Source organism: Noviherbaspirillum sp., assembly GCF_035254685.1.
Lineage (GTDB): Bacteria > Pseudomonadota > Gammaproteobacteria > Burkholderiales > Burkholderiaceae_D > Noviherbaspirillum.
Map to the genome: position 1 here is coordinate 154,203 of NZ_DATFAI010000045.1, position 18,623 is coordinate 172,825.

Below are 18,623 nucleotides of genomic sequence, written 5' to 3' on the forward strand. Positions count from 1 at the left end.
CCAGATGACTGCACCCCGTATCCTGGTCGTTGACGATGAAGCTGATTTACGCGAGCTGCTCGAGATCACGCTCGTCAAGATGGGCCTGGACGTCGACTGCGCGGACACGCTCGGGTCCGCCCGCGCGTTGCTGGCGCAGCATGAATACGCCCTCGTGCTGACCGACATGCGCCTTCCGGACGGGCTCGGCATTGAGCTGGTGCGCGAAGTCGCGACCAACCACAAGAATACGCCGATCGCCGTGATCACCGCGTTCGGCAGTGCCGACAACGCCGTGGCCGCGCTCAAGGCCGGCGCGTTTGATTATTTATCCAAGCCGGTTGGGCTGGACCAGCTGCGGCTCATGGTCCAGTCCGCACTTCGCACCCAGAAGACGGACGGCGCTGCCAGCCCGGCCGACAGCCCGCGCGGAGAGGGCGCCTCGCGCCTGACCGGGCGATCCGTCGTCATGCAGGACCTGCGCGCGCAGATCGTGCGCCTGGCGCGCAGCATGGCGCCGGTGGCGATCACCGGCGAATCCGGCAGCGGCAAGGAGCTGGCCGCGCGCGACATCCACGCCCACAGCGCGCGTGCCGAGAAACCGTTCATCGCGGTCAACTGCGGCGCCATCCCGGAAGCGCTGATGGAAGCGGAGTTCTTTGGTTACCGCAAGGGCGCCTTCACCGGCGCCAACGACGACCGCGATGGCTTCTTCCAGGCGGCCAACGGCGGCACCCTGATGCTCGACGAAGTGGCCGACCTGCCCTTGCCGATGCAAGTGAAACTGTTGCGCGCGATCCAGGAGCGTCGCGTGCGCAAGGTGGGCGCTACCGTGGAAGAGCCGGTGGATGTGCGGCTGATCAGCGCGACACACCAGAACCTGTCCGAGTGCGTCGAAAAGGGTAGCTTCCGCCAGGACCTGTTTTACCGCCTGAACGTGATCGAGCTACGCCTGCCGCCGTTGCGCGAGCGCTTGGAAGATATCGGTGAAATGGCGGAGACACTACTCGAGCGCCTGTCGCCGGACGGCAGGGTCATTCTGTCACCGCAGGCATTGCAGGCGCTGCAGTCCTATCCGTTCCCTGGCAATGTGCGTGAGCTGGAAAACATCCTCGAACGGGCTTTGGCTTTCGCGGGCGGCGGGGTGATCGAGGTCAGCGACCTTGCGCTGAAACCGGTGACCATGGGCGAGCAGCCGCGTGTGCAGCTGGAAGCGAAGACCGTGGAGCCGCCGCTGGCTGCGCCCACCATACCAGTACTGCAACCCGACCCTGCGCCGCAAGCGGTCGCGGACAATGACCTGCCGCGCTCCCTGCCCGAGCATCTCGATAACGTCGAACGCGAGATCATTCGCCGCGCGCTGGCGAAGACCCATTTCAACCGGACGCAGGCCGCCGAATTGCTCGGCATCAGCTTCCGCCAGCTGCGCTATCGGATGCAGCGGCTTTCCATTCACGAACCGGACTCATGAGCCGATTCGACATAGGCGAGGACGGCTGGAGCCGGGGCGTGCGCCGGGTGCCTTCGCCCAATTTCGACGTGCGTGCCGCAGACACCCTGATCGACCTGCTCGTCATCCACAACATCAGTTTGCCACCCGACCAGTTCGGCGGACCATATATCGCCGACCTGTTTACCAACCGGCTTGACTGCGACGCGCATCCATACTTTGACCGGTTGCGCGCGCTGCGCGTATCTGCGCATTTCCTCATTCGCCGCGACGGTGAAGTCATCCAGTTCGTCTCGGCCAACGACCGCGCATGGCACGCGGGTGTGTCTTCGTTTTGCGGCCGCGAGCGATGCAATGATTTTTCGATCGGCATCGAGCTGGAAGGTACGGATTTCGTGCCGTTCGAGGAGGCGCAATATGATGCGCTGGCTGAACTCACCTGGGCGCTGCGCGCCCGCTATCCCCTCACCGATGTTGCGGGACACGAACACATCGCTCCCGGACGCAAGACCGACCCCGGTCCCTTCTTCGACTGGGCGCATTTCCGCAAGTGCTTGATTCAAAAAGAAGCCGTCGCGTCGGCTCTTCCGATGCTGCGGTTTCTGCATGGATAGAGCAAAAAGTCAACGGCGGAATTTTTAAAAAAATTAATGTAAATCAAGTAAAAAAGATATTGCGCCCTTCTTAAGCTCGCACTAGAATTAGTTCAAATCGCAGCGCTGACCACTACATATAGTAGTTACGGGATTCCTGCTGCGATTTCCCTAAGCGGATTATTTCCCCGTAATGGGCTGTTCGGGTAGTTCCTCGATTTACCGATTGTGATGATGGGCGAGCCGAGAACAGCTCTCCCTTTTGGATGTGCCTTGTACGGCGTGTTCGCTGCGAATCGCCGTCGGCGCTTGCCATCCGCATTGGCGTGCGAACACCGGCCCGTCCGCGTGCTCCGCTTCATACATAACCATAAGCAGCAACGCTGCCAGCAACAAGTCCTAGGAGGATAGATGCACACTACTCAAGACGTTTCCCACAAGTCCCCTGCAGAACTCGGGATGGTTTCGCCGCAAGCCGGCACGCCTTCTGTCTCCGCGAATCTCTCCGTCAGCCTGGGCGATTACAAGATCATCCGCCGCAATGGCGCGGTCGTCGGTTTCGAACCCTCGAAGATTTCCATCGCCATGACCAAGGCCTTCCTCGCCGTGAATGGCGGGCAGGGCGCGGGTTCCGCGCGCGTGCGCGAACTGGTCGAACAATTGACGTCCAACGTGGTTGCGGCTCTGGTGCGTCGCCAGCCGGCCGGCGGCACCTTCCACATCGAAGACGTGCAAGACCAGGTGGAACTGGCGCTGATGCGTTCCGGCGAGCACGACGTCGCACGTGCCTATGTGCTGTACCGCGCCAAGCGCATGGAAGAGCGTGCGCAGCAGCAGGCAGTCAAGGCATCTGATGCGCCGCAACTGCACGTGGTCGAAGACGGCCAGCGTCGCCTGCTCGACCTCAACCAGGTACGCGCGCTGATCACCTCCGCCTGTGTCGGCCTGGAAAAGCATGTCGATGCGGAAGCGATCCTTGCCGAGACCGTGAAAAATCTCTACGACGGCGTTCCGGTTGAAGAGCTGCACAAGTCCGCCATCCTGGCTGCCCGCGCGCTGATGGAAAAGGACCCGGCCTACAGCAGGGTGACTGCGCGCCTGCTGATGCACACCATCCGCAAGGAAGTCTTCGGATGCGAGGTCGCCCAGGCCGATGCGCAGCACCACTATATTGATTACTTCCCGAAATTCATCAGGAAGGGCATCCAAGCCGACCTGCTCGACACAAAGCTGGCGCAGTACGACCTGAAGCAGCTGGCCGAAGCGCTCCAGCCGGAGCGTGACCTGCAGTTCGGCTACCTCGGCCTGCAGACCCTCTACGACCGCTACTTCCTGCACATCGACGGCACCCGCATCGAGATGCCGCAAGCCTTCTACATGCGCGTCGCCATGGGCCTGGCGCTGAACGAAATCGACCGTGAAGCCCGCGCCATCGAGTTCTACAACTTGCTCTCGTCGTTCGACTTCATGAGCTCGACGCCGACCCTGTTCAATTCCGGCACCCAGCGTTCGCAGCTGTCCTCCTGCTACCTGACCACGGTCTCGGACGACCTGGACGGCATCTACGAAGCCATCAAGGAGAACGCACTGCTGGCCAAATTCGCTGGCGGGCTCGGCAACGACTGGACGCCGGTGCGCGCGCTTGGCGCCCACATCAAGGGCACCAACGGCAAGTCGCAAGGCGTGGTTCCGTTCCTGAAAGTGGTAAACGACACCGCCGTCGCGGTGAACCAGGGCGGCAAGCGCAAGGGCGCAGTCTGTGCCTACCTGGAAACCTGGCACATGGACATCGAGGAATTCCTCGACCTGCGCAAGAACACCGGCGATGACCGCCGCCGCACCCACGACATGAACACCGCGAACTGGATTCCCGACCTGTTCATGAAGCGCGTGATGGAAAAGGGCGAGTGGACGCTGTTCTCGCCGTCCGACGTGCCGGACCTGCACGACAAGGTCGGTCGTGCCTTCGAGGAAGCCTATACCGGCTATGAAGCCAAAGCCGCCCGTGGCGAACTCAAGCTGTTCAAGAAGGTGCAGGCAATCGACCTGTGGCGCAAGATGTTGTCCATGCTGTTCGAAACCGGCCATCCCTGGATCACTTTCAAGGACCCGTGCAACATCCGTTCCCCGCAGCAGCATGTCGGCGTCGTCCACAGTTCCAACCTGTGCACCGAGATCACGCTTAATACGAACGACTCCGAAATCGCGGTCTGCAACCTCGGCTCCGTCAACTTGCCGGCCCATCTGAAGGATGGCAAGTTGGACCACGCCAAGCTGCAAAAGACCATCCGCACCGCGATGCGCATGCTGGATAACGTGATCGACATCAATTATTACGCGGTGAAGAAGGCGCGCGACTCCAACCTGCGTCACCGTCCGGTCGGCCTGGGCATCATGGGTTTCCAGGACTGCCTGCATCTGATGCGTGTCCCGTACGCCTCCATGGAAGCCGTCGAGTTCGCGGATCGTTCCATGGAAGCTGTCTGCTACTACGCCTATTGGGCCTCTACCGAGCTGGCGGAAGAGCGCGGTCGGTACAGCTCCTACCGCGGCTCGCTGTGGGATCGTGGAATTTTGCCGCAGGACTCGCTCAAGCTGCTGGCCGAGGAGCGCGGCGGCTACCTGGAGGTCGATACCAGCGAAATCATGGACTGGGCTTCCCTGCGTACCCGGATCAGGGAACACGGCATGCGCAATTCGAACTGCGTGGCGATCGCCCCGACGGCGACGATCTCCAACATCATCGATGTCTCCGCCTGCATCGAGCCGACGTATCAGAACCTGTATGTGAAGTCGAATCTGTCCGGCGAATTTACCGAGATCAACGAACACCTGGTGCGCGACCTGAAGGCGCGCGGCCTGTGGGACGAGGTCATGGTCGCCGACCTGAAGTACTTCGACGGCAGCCTGGCCAGGATTGACCGCATCCCGCAGGATCTGCGCGACATCTACGCCACCGCCTTCGAGGTCGATCCGAAGTGGCTGGTCGAAGCGGCCTCGCGTCGCCAGAAATGGATTGACCAGGCTCAATCCCTCAACATCTACATGGCGGGTGCGTCCGGCAAGAAGCTCGACGAGACCTACAAGCTGGCATGGCTGCGCGGACTGAAGACCACGTATTACCTGCGCACGATGGGTGCTACGCATGCCGAGAAGTCGACCACCAAGGCCGGCGTGCTCAACGCGGTATCGGCCCACGGCGGCGCTGCCGGCATGAACGCGGCGGAGGTATCGAGTGCCGCACTGGCGATTCCGACCGAGGTCGCCGGCCCGGCGTGCACGCTCCGTCCGGGCGACCCCGGCTTCGAAGAGTGCGAAGCCTGCCAGTAATTCGACTCGTACCCGGTGCGGCGAATGCTCGCACCGACATGTTCAATCCGTGCCTTGTCCTGCGAAATCGCATCGTGCGGCTCATGCCGGCTTGAACATCACGCAACTATCACTACAATACTCACAAGGAAGAACTGCCATGCTCAGCTGGGATGACGAAGTAACTCCTGCCACAAGACCTGTTCAAGCTCCGCAACCGCAATTGCAGCCGGCGCTGGCCGCCGTGACGCCATCGGTTTTGCGTTCCACCCAATTCCACGATGTCGCTCTGGATCCCGCGCTGGTCAGCAAGCCCCAGCCCGCTGTTTCCGCTGCTTCCGCCGATTCTGGCGCCTCCACGCGCCGCGTCAACGCTGCCGACAAGCGCATCATCAATGGCCAGACCGACGTCAACCAGCTCGTCCCGTTCAAGTACAAGTGGGCTTGGGACAAGTACCTCGCCGGTTGCGCAAATCATTGGATGCCGCAGGAAATCAACATGCAGCGCGACATCGAGCTGTGGAAGAACCCGAACGGCCTGACCGAGGACGAGCGCCGCATCATCAAGCGCAACCTCGGCTTCTTCGTGACTGCCGACTCTCTTGCTGCCAATAACATCGTGCTGGGCACCTATCGCCACATCACCGCGCCGGAGTGCCGCCAGTACCTGTTGCGCCAGGCGTTCGAAGAAGCCATCCACACCCACGCCTACCAGTACATCGTCGAATCGCTCGGCCTGGACGAAGCCGAGATCTTCAACGCCTATCATGAGGTCGCCTCCATCCGAGACAAGGACGAGTTCCTGATCCCGTTCATCGACGTGCTGACCAATCCCGAATTCAAGACAGGCACGCTCGAAGCAGACCAGACGCTGCTGCGATCGCTGATCGTGTTCGCATGCTTGATGGAAGGTTTGTTCTTCTACGTCGGCTTCACGCAGATCCTTGCGCTGGGCCGTCAGAACAAGATGATGGGCGCGGCGGAGCAGTACCAATACATCCTGCGCGACGAGTCCATGCACTGCAATTTCGGGATCGATCTGATCAACACCATCAAGCTGGAGAACCCGCACTTGTGGACTGCGAGCTTCCGCGATGAGATCAAATCGTTGTTTTTACGTGCGGTGGAGTTGGAATATCGCTACGCAGAGGATACAATGCCGCGTGGAGTACTCGGTTTGAATGCGCCGATGTTTAAAGGGTACCTGCGATTCATCGCAAATCGGCGCGCGCAGCAGATCGGTCTCGATCCGATGTTCCCTCAGGAAGAGAATCCCTTCCCGTGGATGAGCGAGATGATCGATCTGAAAAAGGAGCGCAACTTCTTCGAGACACGCGTGATCGAATACCAAACCGGTGGTGCGCTGAGCTGGGAATAAAAGAAGCAGAAAAAGCACACGGCGATTAGCGAGGTGGAGAGACGGCGGCAAGCACAAATCGCAAAGATTGGCGGCTGCAAAACTGAAGGGCTATAACCAATTTGATGGACAGTAGACGAACGCATCGATCTTCTACGTTTTTTGCGCTGACCCCGACGAAGTCGGGCAAGGCAGCGTTTGCTCTCAAAAACCTGTTGGTGTTTGAGAAACTGTATTCCGACGCCGGCATTGCTGCCGGCGTTTTTTTTGGCTACGACTGCCGCAGCGCTGTTTGAGTGCGTGGCTTTATACCTCCTTCACTGCCGACGCGCGGCAGTGATTATCAGAAGAGAGGCGTAGTCAGATGAGGCTGAAGTGCTGCATGAATGAGGTGATGCAGCAGTTCAGCTGGTGCCGAATTCATTAGCGCAAACAGAAGTTTGCTTGTGCCGATGAATAATCCGCCAGGCCCATCGCGATGGGCGGGGCGGGTTTCAAAAACCTCGTAGTTTGAACTTTCTCATCACGTGAAGGAGAAACAAATGGCAACAGCAAAGAAAGCAGCAGCGAAGAAACCCGCTGCAAAGAAAGCCGCGGCGAAGAAGCCGGTCGCTAAGAAAGCAGCAGCCGCCAAGAAGCCGGTAGCCAAGAAAGCCGCCGCTGCCAAGAAGCCGGTAGCGAAGAAGGCAGCAGCTGCCAAGAAGCCGGCAGCCAAGAAAGTCGCAGCGAAGAAAGTCGCAGCCAAGAAGCCGGTAGCCAAGAAAGCCGCCGCCGCCAAGAAGCCGGCAGCAAAGAAAGCCGCAGCGAAGAAGCCGGTAGCCAAGAAGGCTGCAGCTCCGAAAAAGGCAGCCGCCAAGAAGCCGGCCGCCAAGAAGGCGGCCGCGAAGCCTGCTGCGAAAAAAGCAGCTGCTCCCAAGAAGGCTGCAGCTCCGAAAAAGGCAGCTGCCAAGAAGCCTGCAGCCAAGCCTGCAGCAGCGCCTGCGCCTGCTGTGAAGACCGTGCTGAACCCGGCAGCGGCTTGGCCGTTCCCGACCGGCACTCGTCCGTAATCGGCGAGCTCGCTTGGATGCCTGATTAAGTTCAGGCAAAATGCCCGTTGTGTGGCTCAGGCCGTGCGACGGGCTTTTTCTTTGGAGATCAGATAGTGCTGAACAGCATTCTTACCTTGATTGTCGATAGCGTGGCCGGTGTGCTCGGCGGCGTGCTGCTGCTGCGATTCTGGATGCAAGTGGTGCGTGTGCGGCCGCCGCTTGCCCTGGGCCAGTTCACCTTCCAATTGACCGACTGGCTGGTGCGCCCGCTGCGCCGCGTGCTGCCCGGCGTCGGCGGCTACGACTGGGCCAGCCTGATTGGTGCGGCACTGGTCATCATTCTCGCAGTAGCGATCGATCTCGCGCTGTTCTCACGTTTCTCACCACAAGTTCTCGTCCTGCTCTCCCTGCTGCGCTTCTTTGAGTGGGTGTTCTACGGCTTCATGGGTCTCATCATTATTGAAGCCATCTTCAGTTGGGTGAATCCGCATGCGCCACTGGCGCCGTTCATCCGCGCGTTGAACGAGCCCCTGTTGCGTCCGCTGCGCCGCGTGATTCCGCTGGTCGGGAACATCGACCTTACGCCGCTGGTGGCCTTGATCCTGCTGCGCATAGGATTGATGCTGGTGACGACAGTGCTGGGCTCGCTCGCATGAGCAAGGACTGGTGCAGCCCCGCGCCGCGAGGCGTGCGGGTCACGGTGCAGATCACGCCGAATGCGAAGAAGAGTGAAGTTATCGGCGTGCTGGAAGATGCCCTGAAAATCAAACTGCAGGCGCAGCCGATCGAGGGCAAGGCCAATGAAGCATTGATACGTTACCTTGCGGACAGGCTCGACGTGCCCAAGAGCGCGGTCACCATCACGCACGGCCAAACCAGCAAGCGCAAGATCATCGAGATTTCACATCCGAAGCTGGCTGCGGAGGATGTGAAGCGAATCCTGGTCCCTGCGGACGCATAGCGCCTCCGGCCGCTGTCAATGCGTAATTCGCGTCACGCCGCGGTTGGTTGTGACCTTCACCTGATCACCCACCTGGAATGTCTCACTCGTGCCCACCTGATAGGTGTGGACATCCCCGTTGGGGAAGCGCAGCGTCAGTTCGACGCTGGAACGGCTTGAACTCTTCTGCTCAAGATCCTGGCCGGCCAAGCTGCCGCCCACCGCACCTGCCGCGGTCGCGATCGCCTGGCCATCACCACCGCCTATTGTATTGCCCGCGACACCACCGACGATGGCACCGATGATCGAACCGATACCCGTTGCGCGACCTTCATGGACCTTGATATCCCGCACATCGGTCACTTCCGCAGTCTGCACCACGGTCGTGCCTTCTGTGGATGACATGCCTGACCGGGGCGGCTCCGAGGCGCATGCAGCCACCAGAGTTGCGGCCATCAACGTCAGGATCGGGAAACTAGCGCGCATATGATTCTCCTTGAACCGGCACTTTCGCGGCAGCCGCGGATGGATACGCTCAGAAGCGATATCCGAACGCCTTGTGGAACCGCTCTTCGATTTCTTCACGTGAAGGCTGGTGGTTTTGCCCGCCCTCGTAAGCGATCTTGATGGCGCCCATCAAACTTGCCAGTCGGCCGGTGGTGACCCAGTCCATACCGTTGGTCAGGCCGTACAGCAGGCCGGCACGGAATGCGTCGCCGCAGCCGGTAGGGTCAATAACCTTGTCGGCCGTCACGCAGGGAATGTCGATCTGCCTGCCTTCTGCATAGATCTCCGCACCTTGCTCACCACGGGTAACGATCAGCGCCGAGACGCGCTTGGCGATCTGCTCCAGCGACAGTTTGGTGCGCTCGGTCAATAGTTCAGCCTCATAATCATTGACCGCCACATACGTTGCCAGTTCAATAAAATGCTCCAGCTCCGCGCCGCTGAACATCGGCAATCCCTGGCCCGGATCGAAGATGAAAGGGACGCTCTGGTCGACGCAGTCAACGGCATGCTGCACCATCCCGTCACGTCCGTCAGGGGCAACGATCGCCAGCTTGACGGGACCCGCGTCGGCAATCCTGTTCTGGTGGGAGAAAGACATGGCGCCGGGATGGAATGCCGTGATCTGGTTGCTGTCGGCATCCGTCGTGATGAAGGCCTGTGCCGTGTACGAATTCTCGACCGTCCGGATGCAGCGCCGCGAAATCTGCAGCCGGTCCAGGCGGTCCAGGTAGGGGCCTCCATCCGTGCCGATCGTCGCCATGATCAGCGGATCACCTTGCAGCAACTTGAGGTTGTAGGCAATGTTGCCGGCGCAGCCGCCGAATTCACGACGGATCTCTGGCACCAGGAATGCGACGTTGATCTTGTGAAGCTGCTCCGCGAGCAGTGCTTCGGAAAAGCGACCGCCGAACAGCATGATGGTGTCGAAGGCGAGCGAACCGCAGATGAGAGAAGTCATGAATGGCAGCCAGTCTGAAAATGTTGGAATTGTACGGCGAACCGCCGTGGCCGAAGTGAAATCTCAAGGATAAAACAGGTACAGCCGGTATCCCGAAGGTTTCAGTTGCGATACTTCAAAAAACAGCTTGATCGCCTGCTCCGATTTCGGCGCGAAGCCCTTTTGCGCATCCTGTAGCGTTGACAGGTAATCCCGTGCGGTGAACACGCGTCGCACGATCGGCTTGTCATTGGCATCGTTGAGCGTCAGTTCAAGGTAGGGCCATGCTTCTTCGGTTGCGCCGCGGTTGCGCAGGAGCGCCGACAGGGTGAAGACATTGGTCTCCGGGCTGAGCACCTGCAATTCACTCGACTCGATCGATACATAATCAATCTGCGACGGTAGCGCGACCTGGCACCCGAGGTAGGCGCATGCTTCGGTCAGCAATGGCTTCGTGCCCGGGAAATGCACCGCGATCTGGTTTCTGAAGACATAGACGCCCTGGCCGATCAATCCGAACAGCAGGAGCACGGACCCGGCGGACATCACGACCCGCAGCACGCGGCCGATACGCTGCCGGCGACGCCCCTGTCGAACGAAGGCCGGTTCCACATATTCGGCGGTATCGGCAGCGTCAAGCGCATCGGTCTCGGTGAATACTGCTTCTTCCTTGTCGCGCCATGGCTTGTTCTGGAGGTCGTCAATCGCCCGCTCCACCTCGTCGGACTCGCCGGTGCCGGCAGTTTCTCTTTCGATGCTTTCCTTGCCCTGCACAGGCTGCACATGCTCATGCGTGAAATCCATCAGCGTCATGCGGAGCAGCGGATCGTTCACGGTCTCCGGCTTGGCGACAGCATCCTCTGCAGGCGCGGCGGATTCCTGCATGTGCTCGTGGCGGGGTTCTGGCGGCAGCGGTGTTTCCTCGCTGTCCGCCTGCAGTTGTTCCGTGGCGGCAGGATTTCCGCTTGTGCGGGGTATTCGGGATTCGGCCTCTTGAGCTGGCTGTTGCGGCGGGGCAGATGCAGGCGTTGGCGCTGTCGCGCTTGCGGGCGGCTCCTCTCCTTCTGGCCGCAGCAGGTTTTCGATACCGTTGAAGATCTGCTTGCACGCACCGCAGCGAACCAGGCCGGCGCGCAGTTTCAGTTGGTCATGCGCGACCCGGAATGTCGTATGGCAATGTGGACATTGGGTTGCGAGCGCCATTGCGTTTATGCGGGGCCGGTCGCCTGGCCGGAGAGTGCGATCCAGCCATCATGTTCCGCCCAGACGGACATCTTGATGAAGGGAGCATAGGCGGCAGCGACTTCGTCCGCCTGGCGGGCGAGAATGCCGGACAACACCAGCCTGCCGCCCGCGGCAACGCGCGAGGAAAGCATCGGCGCCATCAGTTTCAGCGGGCTGGACAGGATATTTGCGACCACGATATCGAAGCGTTGCGGATGGGGAGAACCGGCAAACTCTTCCGGCAGATAATAGTCGATTTCGCAGCGGTTACGCTCGCTGTTGTAGCGCGCCGATTCGATCGCCTGCGGGTCGATATCGACCCCGATCACCTCCACCGCGCCGAGTTTCTTCGCCACCATGGCAAGGATGCCGGAGCCGCATCCGTAGTCGAGGACGGTCAGTCCCTGCGGCGCATGTGCTTCGAGCCATTCCATGCAAAGTCGCGTGGTCGGGTGGCTGCCGGTGCCGAACGCAAGGCCGGGATCCAGCTCGAGAATCAGTGCACCGGGATCGGGGGCATCATGCCAGCTCGGCACAACCCAGATGTTCGTGCCGATATGGATCGGCGCGAATTGCGATTGGGTCAGGCGCACCCAGTCCTGCTCTGCTACGGGGCGCAGGGAATAAGACGGCGTGGCGATGCCGCAAGCCAAGGCCGCCTCGGCGACAATCGCAGCATGGTCAGCGTCTTCCGCGGCAAGTGCCACGACGCGGCTGTGCTCCCATGCCGCTTCCGTCGGCTCCATGCCGGGTTCGCCGAACAGCGGCCGCTCGGCAGCGGTGCCTTCATCAGCGTCTTCCACCGACACCGACAGCGCGCCTGCATCCATCAATGCATCGGATAGGGCTTCTGCCTGATCGCGCGCGACTTCGATGACGATTTCGGTCCAGCTCATGGTGATACCTTATTTACTTGGAGGTCTTGCCTGCTGCTTTCTGCAGGTCCGGCTTGTCCGCCAGTTTTTGTTCCAGATAGTGGATGTTGGTGCCGCCTTCGATGAAGCGGGCGTCCACCATCAGCTCGCGATGCAAGGGAATGTTGGTCAGAATGCCTTCGACTACCATTTCCGACAGGGCGATCTGCATGCGGCGGATCGCCTGATCGCGCGTGGCGCCATAAGAAATCACCTTTCCGACCATGGAGTCATAGGTCGGCGGCACGAAATAGCCCGCATAGGCATGCGAATCGACGCGAATTCCGGGGCCGCCCGGCGCGTGCCAGGCGATGATCTTGCCCGGCGAGGGCGTGAACTTGAACGGATCTTCGGCATTGATGCGGCATTCGATGGCGTGGCCGGACAACTCGATGTCGCGCTGACGGAAGCGCAGTTTCTCGCCGGCTGCAACGCGAATCTGCTCCTGCACCAGGTCGACGCCAGTAATCATCTCTGTGACCGGGTGTTCCACCTGGATGCGGGTATTCATTTCGATGAAATAGAATTCGCCGTTCTCATACAGGAATTCAAAGGTGCCTGCGCCGCGATAGCCGATCTTGCGGCAGGCTTCCGCACAACGATCGCCGATGCGCTCGATCAGTTTGCGCGGAATGCCCGGCGCCGGTGCTTCCTCGATCACTTTCTGGTGGCGGCGCTGCATGGAGCAGTCACGCTCGCCGAGCCAGACGGCATTCTTGAATTCGTCGGCCAGCACCTGGATTTCCACATGGCGCGGATTCTCCAGGTACTTCTCCATATAGACTTCGGGGTTGCCGAACGCCACACCGGCTTCAGTCTTGGTCATCGTGACAGCGTTCAGCAGCGCAGCCTCGGTATGGACCACGCGCATGCCGCGTCCGCCGCCGCCGCCGGCAGCCTTGATGATGACGGGATAACCAATCTTGCGCGCAATGCGGATGATTTCCTTCGGATCTTCAGGAAGGGCGCCGTCGGACCCGGGCACGCAGGGCACGCCGGCCTTGATCATTGCCTGCTTGGCCGACACCTTGTCGCCCATCAGGCGGATGGATTCGGGACGCGGGCCGATGAAGACGAAACCGGACTTCTCGACACGCTCGGCGAAGTCGGCATTCTCGGACAGGAATCCGTAGCCCGGGTGGATCGCTTCGGCATCGGTCACTTCTGCCGCGCTGATGATGGCGGGCATGTTGAGGTAGCTTTGCGCGGAAGGTGCGGGGCCGATGCAGACCGATTCATCGGCCAGCTTGACGTATTTTGCTTCGCGGTCGGCTTCGGAGTGCACGACCACGGTCTTGATGCCCATTTCGCGGCACGCGCGCTGAATGCGCAGCGCAATTTCGCCACGATTGGCAATGAGGATTTTTTCGAACATGGTGGAAGGGTCGATTCGTAAAGGGGCAGCGGTACCGGAAGTGCGCGACGGGGCTATCTAAATAAATAGCGGCCGCACGCGCAGCGCTTAACCGATCACAAACAGCGGCTGGCCGAATTCTACCGGCTGGCCGTTTTCCACCAGGATTTGCTTGATCACGCCGGACGTATCGGCGTCAATTTCGTTGAGCAGTTTCATTGCCTCGATGATGCACAGCGTGTCGCCGTCCTTGACGGTAGAGCCGACTTCGACGAACGGAGGATTGCCGGGAGCCGATGCGCGATAGAAGGTGCCGACCATCGGCGATTTCACGACATGGCCTTCCGGTTCGGCCGGTGCCGCCACCACGGGGGCCGCCTGGGGTGCTGCGGAGGCGGCCGGTGCCGCCATTGGCTGCTGCATCGCGTGCGGCTGCATCATGACGACCTGGTTTTGCGGTGCTGCGGAGGATTTGACGATACGGACTTTGCTTTCGCCTTCTGTGACTTCCAGTTCGGCGATATCTGATTCGGCGACGAGGTCGATCAGCGTTTTGAGTTTTCGTAGATCCATATGAAATCCCTCTGAATTATGTATTTATTGCAATTGGAGTACGCCACAATTATAAGTGGGTTGCAGCGAGATAATGAAAATTACAGCTTTTTGAGTGCGAAATCGATCGCTGCGCCATATCCTTCGACCCCGAGGCCGCAGATCACGCCGACGGCGATCCCTGACAGGAATGAGTGATGGCGAAAAGCTTCGCGCTTGTGAATGTTCGAGATATGTACTTCAACAAATGGAATCGCCACACCGGCCAATGCATCGCGCAGCGCCACGCTGGTATGCGTCAGCCCGCCCGGATTGATGACGATTGCATCCACGCCTTCGATCCTGGCAGCCTGGATACGGTCGATCAGCACACCTTCATGGTTGCTCTGGAAACAGCTGAGCGTCGCGCCAGCGGCACTTGCCGCTGCTGCCGCCGCACGCTCGATATCGGCGAGCGTGGTCGATCCGTACACCTCCGGTTCACGTGTGCCCAGCAGATTCAGGTTCGGGCCATTGACCAGAAGAAGTTTTTTTGCCATGGAGATATGACTCCGTTTGACGAGGATGCCGCATTTTGCCGCCAAAAGATGCTGACTGGCAAGGGGAAAGATTTTTCGTTACTTATAGAGAGGCCAATTCCTTTTTCAACTCATTCATCTTCAGGCGGCCAAGAAATGTCTTTTTTACCTTACCGTCATGACCTATCAGGACGGTGAATGGCAACCCGCCCGCGGTGTTGCCGAACTGACGCGACAGTTCGGTTCCGCTTACGCCTGCTACGAAAAGAGGGTAGTCGATTTTGTACTTTGACGAAAATTCGGCGATGTTCTTCGCGGAATCGATGCCGATGCCAAGAATCTGGATTTCCCGTGGTGCGAGTTCAGGTTGCAGGGCTGACAATTCGGGCATTTCATCCACGCAGGGATTGCACCATGTTGCCCAAAAATTAACAACCAGTGTCTTGCCCTTCCACTGCCCCAGCGCCTGAGGCTTGCCTGCCGCATCGGGCATCGACTGTGATAGCAGATTGTCAACGGCGGACGCTTCAGGGGCAGGCAGCGCCGTCTGGCGATAGCCCATGAATACGCCAAGCAATACGAATACCACGGCGACCGCGCCAAATATAACAATATTTTTCTTCATGTTCCTTCTGATTCCGCAATGAGCGTGCGCACTGTTTCAGTGCCTGCGCGGGCGAGCTTGCCTTCCGGCGTTGCCTTTACGGCGCCGCGCAGGTCGTCTGTTTCATACAATGCAAGATGAACGCCTTCGTTCTGCCACATGAAACTGACCGTTTCCACTGGTTCCCCGCGCTTGAAATGTGAGGTTTCGGAGACTTCGAAATCGACATTCTTGTTGATCAGGAAAATTTCCACATCCTTGGCGCTGTCCGCAAACAGCTGGAGGTGAATGTCGGAATGTTCGCCTGCCGTTCCGTTTAGGACAGCGCCGGTCAGGTGGGGTGAAAAGTGTGCCAGCTCCTCCATCAGGCGCAAAGCGATTTTGCGCAAATGCAAAAGTCGCGCTGGTTGTGTGTCGGCAAAAAAGACCTCATTGTAACGTCGCACTTCTTCTTCGACCTGTGCGTTATCCGGCATGATTTCCCCGCGCACTCGTGCATTTCCAAGGATCTGTCTGGCGGCTTTGCGCTTGGCTGTGGCATAGTCGGCACCGTCCTCCGCAATCAGGCGCGCCGCCGCAGCGGCAATTTCGGCGCGCAGCAGATCCGTGGTGCTTGCGTAATTACTCATGGTGTCGATGATACTCCGTCAGGCTGGGACGAATTCCGTTGGATACGTCGTGGATGGGGAACAGTTTCGATGCGCGTGGCTCAGGTAAAATCTCGGATCGGCTGAAATCGGTGTGTCTTCTTCTTTCGACCTCTCGTCACGCATTTCAGTCAGTTTTTATCTCTTTTGAAACAGCACAATGCATATCCATATTCTCGGCATCTGCGGCACCTTCATGGGCGGCCTCGCAGTGCTGGCCAAGGAGGCGGGCCACAAGGTCACCGGTTGCGATGCCAACGTTTATCCTCCGATGAGCACACAGCTCCAGGCCCAAGGCATCGAGCTGATTGAAGGCTTCGGTCCCGAGCAGATCAACCTGCAGCCGGACCTGTTCGTGATCGGCAACGTCGTCTCGCGCGGCAATCCGCTGATGGAGGAAATCCTGAATCGTGGCCTGCCCTATACTTCCGGACCGCAATGGATTGGCGAGTATATCCTGCGCAACAAATGGGTGCTTGCCGTTGCCGGCACCCATGGCAAGACGACGACCTCCTCCATGCTGGCGTGGATCCTGGAAGAAGCCGGCTACCATCCGGGCTTCCTGATTGGCGGCGTACCAATGAATTTCGGCATTTCCGCACGCCTGTCGGGCAAAGCCGCGGACTCGAATTTCTTCGTGATCGAAGCGGATGAATACGATACCGCCTTCTTCGACAAGCGCAGCAAGTTCGTCCATTACCGCCCACGAACCGCCATCCTGAACAATCTCGAATACGACCACGCCGACATCTTCCCCGATCTCGGAGCGATCGAAACCCAGTTCCACCACCTGGTGCGCACCATTCCCGGCGTCGGGCGCCTGGTCACCAATGCCCGCGAAGAATCGCTGCAACGCGTGATCGCCCGGGGATGCTGGAGCGAGAACGAATGGTTCGGCATCTCCGGCGGCGAGGGCTGGTCGCTCAAGGACAATGAGGACGGCAGCTTCGACGTGCGATTCAATGGTGACATCCAGGGCACAGTCGACTGGTCGCTGACCGGCGAACACAACCGGCTGAACGCCCTGGCGTCGATTGGCGCCGCACGCCATGCCGGTGTGCCGCCGGCGCTGGCGATCGAAGCGCTGTCGAAATTCGAAAACGTCAAGCGGCGCATGGAAGTGCGCGGCGTGGTGAATGACATCACCGTGTACGACGACTTCGCCCATCATCCCACCGCCATTGCGACAACGGTCGCGGGCTTGCGCAAGAAGGTCGGACTCACGCGCATTCTCGCCGTGCTGGAACCGCGCTCCAATACGATGAAGCTCGGCACGATGAAGGATGCCTTGCCAGGCAGCTTGGCCGAGGCCGACCTCGTGTTCGGCTACGGCGCAAAGGCGGGCAAGGACGCTCTCGGCTGGAATCTGGGCGAATCGCTCGCGCCCCTTGGCGAGAAAGCCGCAGCGTATGACGACCTCGATGCGCTCGTAAAGGCGATTGTCAATGCGGCGCGGCCGGGCGACCATGTCCTGGTGATGAGCAACGGCGGCTTTGGCGGTGTGCATCAGAAGATTCTCGACGCACTCGCGCCATGATTCTCTACCTGCACGGCTTCCGCTCTTCGCCGCTCTCGTTCAAGGCGCGCCTGCTGGACAAGCGGTTGCAGGAACTCGGGCGTGCGAGCGAGTTTCACTGTCCGCAACTGCCCGCGTCGCCGCGCAATGCGATTGCACTCGCCAGCGAGATTGCTGCCAAGGCGGATCCGGAACGGTTGACGCTGATCGGTTCCTCGCTGGGCGGCTATTACGCCACCTGGCTCGTGGAAAAATTCGGCTGCCGCGCGGTGCTGCTCAACCCCGCCATTACGCCGCCTGCCGACCTGGAAAAATACGTCGGCGTGATGACCATGTTCCATACGAATGAACCGTTCGAGTTCAAGCGTGAACATGTGGACGAGCTGAAAGCATTTGCGGTGAAAAGAATCACGCGGCCGGAGCGCTATTTCCTGCTGGCCGCGACCGGCGACGAGGTGCTCGACTGGCGCGAGATGGTGGTGCACTATCCGGGCGCGACGCAGCATGTGATCGAAGGCAGCGACCATGGCATCTCGGAATTTGCCGAGTACGTGGATGAAGTCCTTGCGTTCTGCGGCATCCTGCCGGATTCAGATTAATGAAATTGCATTCGATTGCCTACGCGCACTGGTGCGACCACGTCAATGGCGTCAATCCGACTCCCTCGATGCGTGGCTGGCTTACCGACACCATGTCGCTGACAAAAAAACTGACGTTGCGCAGCAGCCATTTCCGTGTCCGCCGCCTTCATCAGGAGCACGGACTTTGCCTGCCGGATGAAGCCGCGATAGTGAAGTTGCCCCGACGCACTTGCGTCCAGGAAAGGGAAGTATTGCTGCAATGCGACGGGCGTCCGATCGTGTATGCGCACACCATCGTACCCTTGAGCGCAACTGCATCGGACTGGCCTTTTTTCGGTACGCTGGGAGAGCGTTCTCTGGGCACCACACTGTTCGGCGATCCGCGCGTGCTGCGCGGCCATCTCCAGTACGCCCGCCTGCGCGGCAGGCATCCGCTGGCACGACGTGCATGCGCAGCACTTGGCGGTGAGGAACTGGCGTCACCGCTGTTCGCGCGCCGTTGCCTGTATCGGCGCAGGAACGGCGTGTTACTCGTCACCGAACTATTTTTACCGGCGATTGCCGAGCTCGGAACGCCTCGGCGCACACAGGCGCAATAAGCAAAAAG

At 59.9% G+C, this 18,623-nt stretch carries 19 protein-coding genes and 1 pseudogene; 10 read left to right on the plus strand and 10 right to left on the minus strand.

Going from position 1 to position 18,623, the window contains the following annotated elements:
- Positions 1–4 precede the first annotated feature (4 nt).
- From VJ698_RS21670 to VJ698_RS21700, 7 genes are all read left to right on the plus strand, one after another.
- On the plus strand, positions 5–1,450 hold the full coding sequence (locus VJ698_RS21670) for a sigma-54 dependent transcriptional regulator (RefSeq protein WP_324104884.1): 1,446 nt from the start codon (positions 5–7) through the stop codon (positions 1,448–1,450).
- Positions 1,447–2,043: a 1,6-anhydro-N-acetylmuramyl-L-alanine amidase AmpD gene (ampD, locus tag VJ698_RS21675; RefSeq protein WP_324104885.1), complete on the plus strand. Its 597-nt coding sequence runs from the start codon at positions 1,447–1,449 to the stop codon at positions 2,041–2,043. The genes VJ698_RS21670 and ampD overlap by 4 nt, the downstream gene beginning before the upstream one ends.
- Before the next feature lie 390 nt (positions 2,044–2,433).
- A complete protein-coding gene (locus VJ698_RS21680; RefSeq protein WP_324104886.1) occupies positions 2,434–5,352 on the plus strand; it encodes a ribonucleoside-diphosphate reductase subunit alpha in 2,919 nt (972 codons plus the stop codon).
- 139 nt (positions 5,353–5,491) lie between these two features.
- The gene (locus VJ698_RS21685; protein WP_324104887.1) at positions 5,492–6,709 is read left to right on the plus strand and encodes a ribonucleotide-diphosphate reductase subunit beta; all 1,218 of its coding nucleotides are present in this window, start codon (positions 5,492–5,494) and stop codon (positions 6,707–6,709) included.
- 521 nt (positions 6,710–7,230) lie between these two features.
- Positions 7,231–7,737: a histone H1-like DNA-binding protein gene (locus VJ698_RS21690; protein WP_324104888.1), complete on the plus strand. Its 507-nt coding sequence runs from the start codon at positions 7,231–7,233 to the stop codon at positions 7,735–7,737.
- A gap of 95 nt (positions 7,738–7,832) precedes the next feature.
- On the plus strand, positions 7,833–8,375 hold the full coding sequence (locus VJ698_RS21695; protein WP_324104889.1) for a YggT family protein: 543 nt from the start codon (positions 7,833–7,835) through the stop codon (positions 8,373–8,375).
- The gene (locus VJ698_RS21700; protein ID WP_324104890.1) at positions 8,372–8,680 is read left to right on the plus strand and encodes a DUF167 domain-containing protein; all 309 of its coding nucleotides are present in this window, start codon (positions 8,372–8,374) and stop codon (positions 8,678–8,680) included. Before VJ698_RS21695 ends, VJ698_RS21700 begins: the two co-directional genes overlap by 4 nt.
- Positions 8,681–8,695: 15 nt before the next feature.
- Here VJ698_RS21700 and VJ698_RS21705 read toward each other — a convergent pair whose 3' ends face one another.
- From VJ698_RS21705 to VJ698_RS21745, 10 genes and pseudogenes are all read right to left on the minus strand, one after another.
- Positions 8,696–9,145: a glycine zipper 2TM domain-containing protein gene (locus tag VJ698_RS21705; protein ID WP_324104891.1), complete on the minus strand. Its 450-nt coding sequence runs from the start codon at positions 9,143–9,145 to the stop codon at positions 8,696–8,698.
- Positions 9,146–9,194: 49 nt separating this feature from the next.
- The gene (locus VJ698_RS21710; RefSeq protein ID WP_324104892.1) at positions 9,195–10,127 is read right to left on the minus strand and encodes a carbohydrate kinase family protein; all 933 of its coding nucleotides are present in this window, start codon (positions 10,125–10,127) and stop codon (positions 9,195–9,197) included.
- Between the two features lie 63 nt (positions 10,128–10,190).
- Positions 10,191–10,991 carry a DUF3426 domain-containing protein gene (locus VJ698_RS21715; protein ID WP_324104893.1) on the minus strand — a complete coding sequence of 267 codons (801 nt, stop codon included), beginning with the start codon at positions 10,989–10,991 and terminating at the stop codon, positions 10,191–10,193.
- A 252-nt stretch (positions 10,992–11,243) separates the two neighbouring features.
- Positions 11,244–11,309, minus strand: a pseudogene (locus VJ698_RS24650) (zinc-ribbon domain-containing protein); the annotation flags it as partial.
- A gap of 5 nt (positions 11,310–11,314) precedes the next feature.
- Complete coding sequence (gene prmA / locus VJ698_RS21720) at positions 11,315–12,226, minus strand: 50S ribosomal protein L11 methyltransferase (protein ID WP_324104894.1); 912 nt, start codon at positions 12,224–12,226, stop codon at positions 11,315–11,317.
- Positions 12,227–12,239: 13 nt separating this feature from the next.
- On the minus strand, positions 12,240–13,619 hold the full coding sequence (accC, locus tag VJ698_RS21725) for an acetyl-CoA carboxylase biotin carboxylase subunit (protein ID WP_324104895.1): 1,380 nt from the start codon (positions 13,617–13,619) through the stop codon (positions 12,240–12,242).
- A gap of 87 nt (positions 13,620–13,706) precedes the next feature.
- Entirely contained in the window at positions 13,707–14,171 is a 465-nt protein-coding gene (gene accB / locus VJ698_RS21730) for an acetyl-CoA carboxylase biotin carboxyl carrier protein (RefSeq protein WP_324104896.1), read from the minus strand.
- An 80-nt stretch (positions 14,172–14,251) separates the two neighbouring features.
- Entirely contained in the window at positions 14,252–14,689 is a 438-nt protein-coding gene (aroQ, locus tag VJ698_RS21735; RefSeq protein WP_324104897.1) for a type II 3-dehydroquinate dehydratase, read from the minus strand.
- Positions 14,690–14,771: 82 nt separating this feature from the next.
- Positions 14,772–15,293 (minus strand): TlpA disulfide reductase family protein, encoded by a 522-nt coding sequence (locus tag VJ698_RS21740; RefSeq protein ID WP_324104898.1) that lies wholly within the window; start codon positions 15,291–15,293, stop codon positions 14,772–14,774.
- A complete protein-coding gene (locus tag VJ698_RS21745) occupies positions 15,290–15,901 on the minus strand; it encodes a hypothetical protein (protein WP_324104899.1) in 612 nt (203 codons plus the stop codon). The genes VJ698_RS21740 and VJ698_RS21745 overlap by 4 nt, the downstream gene beginning before the upstream one ends.
- A gap of 178 nt (positions 15,902–16,079) precedes the next feature.
- Here VJ698_RS21745 and mpl point away from each other — a divergent pair, with 178 nt between their 5' ends.
- From mpl to VJ698_RS21760, 3 genes are read left to right on the plus strand one after another with little or no spacing between them, the layout of a single operon-like run.
- Positions 16,080–17,456, plus strand: coding sequence for a UDP-N-acetylmuramate:L-alanyl-gamma-D-glutamyl-meso-diaminopimelate ligase (mpl, locus tag VJ698_RS21750; protein ID WP_324104900.1), 1,377 nt, complete (start codon positions 16,080–16,082; stop codon positions 17,454–17,456).
- Positions 17,453–18,034: a YqiA/YcfP family alpha/beta fold hydrolase gene (locus tag VJ698_RS21755; RefSeq protein WP_324104901.1), complete on the plus strand. Its 582-nt coding sequence runs from the start codon at positions 17,453–17,455 to the stop codon at positions 18,032–18,034. The genes mpl and VJ698_RS21755 overlap by 4 nt, the downstream gene beginning before the upstream one ends.
- Complete coding sequence (locus tag VJ698_RS21760; RefSeq protein WP_324104902.1) at positions 18,034–18,615, plus strand: chorismate--pyruvate lyase family protein; 582 nt, start codon at positions 18,034–18,036, stop codon at positions 18,613–18,615. The genes VJ698_RS21755 and VJ698_RS21760 overlap by 1 nt, the downstream gene beginning before the upstream one ends.
- Positions 18,616–18,623: the final 8 nt, after the last annotated feature.

Bases quoted from the DNA above. Each gene is read 5' to 3' on its own strand.
- VJ698_RS21685 (WP_324104887.1), top strand. From the start codon at position 5,492: ATGCTCAGCTGGGATGACGAAGTAACTCCTGCCACAAGACCTGTTCAA.
- VJ698_RS21705 (WP_324104891.1), bottom strand. From the start codon at position 9,145: ATGCGCGCTAGTTTCCCGATCCTGACGTTGATGGCCGCAACTCTGGTG.
- prmA (WP_324104894.1), bottom strand. From the start codon at position 12,226: ATGAGCTGGACCGAAATCGTCATCGAAGTCGCGCGCGATCAGGCAGAA.
- VJ698_RS21690 (WP_324104888.1), top strand. From the start codon at position 7,231: ATGGCAACAGCAAAGAAAGCAGCAGCGAAGAAACCCGCTGCAAAGAAA.
- VJ698_RS21670 (WP_324104884.1), top strand. From the start codon at position 5: ATGACTGCACCCCGTATCCTGGTCGTTGACGATGAAGCTGATTTACGC.
- ampD (WP_324104885.1), top strand. From the start codon at position 1,447: ATGAGCCGATTCGACATAGGCGAGGACGGCTGGAGCCGGGGCGTGCGC.
- mpl (WP_324104900.1), top strand. From the start codon at position 16,080: ATGCATATCCATATTCTCGGCATCTGCGGCACCTTCATGGGCGGCCTC.
- aroQ (WP_324104897.1), bottom strand. From the start codon at position 14,689: ATGGCAAAAAAACTTCTTCTGGTCAATGGCCCGAACCTGAATCTGCTG.
- VJ698_RS21740 (WP_324104898.1), bottom strand. From the start codon at position 15,293: ATGAAGAAAAATATTGTTATATTTGGCGCGGTCGCCGTGGTATTCGTA.
- VJ698_RS21755 (WP_324104901.1), top strand. From the start codon at position 17,453: ATGATTCTCTACCTGCACGGCTTCCGCTCTTCGCCGCTCTCGTTCAAG.
- accC (WP_324104895.1), bottom strand. From the start codon at position 13,619: ATGTTCGAAAAAATCCTCATTGCCAATCGTGGCGAAATTGCGCTGCGC.
- VJ698_RS21745 (WP_324104899.1), bottom strand. From the start codon at position 15,901: ATGAGTAATTACGCAAGCACCACGGATCTGCTGCGCGCCGAAATTGCC.
- VJ698_RS21715 (WP_324104893.1), bottom strand. From the start codon at position 10,991: ATGCAGGAATCCGCCGCGCCTGCAGAGGATGCTGTCGCCAAGCCGGAG.
- VJ698_RS21760 (WP_324104902.1), top strand. From the start codon at position 18,034: ATGAAATTGCATTCGATTGCCTACGCGCACTGGTGCGACCACGTCAAT.
- accB (WP_324104896.1), bottom strand. From the start codon at position 14,171: ATGGATCTACGAAAACTCAAAACGCTGATCGACCTCGTCGCCGAATCA.
- VJ698_RS21700 (WP_324104890.1), top strand. From the start codon at position 8,372: ATGAGCAAGGACTGGTGCAGCCCCGCGCCGCGAGGCGTGCGGGTCACG.
- VJ698_RS21710 (WP_324104892.1), bottom strand. From the start codon at position 10,127: ATGACTTCTCTCATCTGCGGTTCGCTCGCCTTCGACACCATCATGCTG.
- VJ698_RS21680 (WP_324104886.1), top strand. From the start codon at position 2,434: ATGCACACTACTCAAGACGTTTCCCACAAGTCCCCTGCAGAACTCGGG.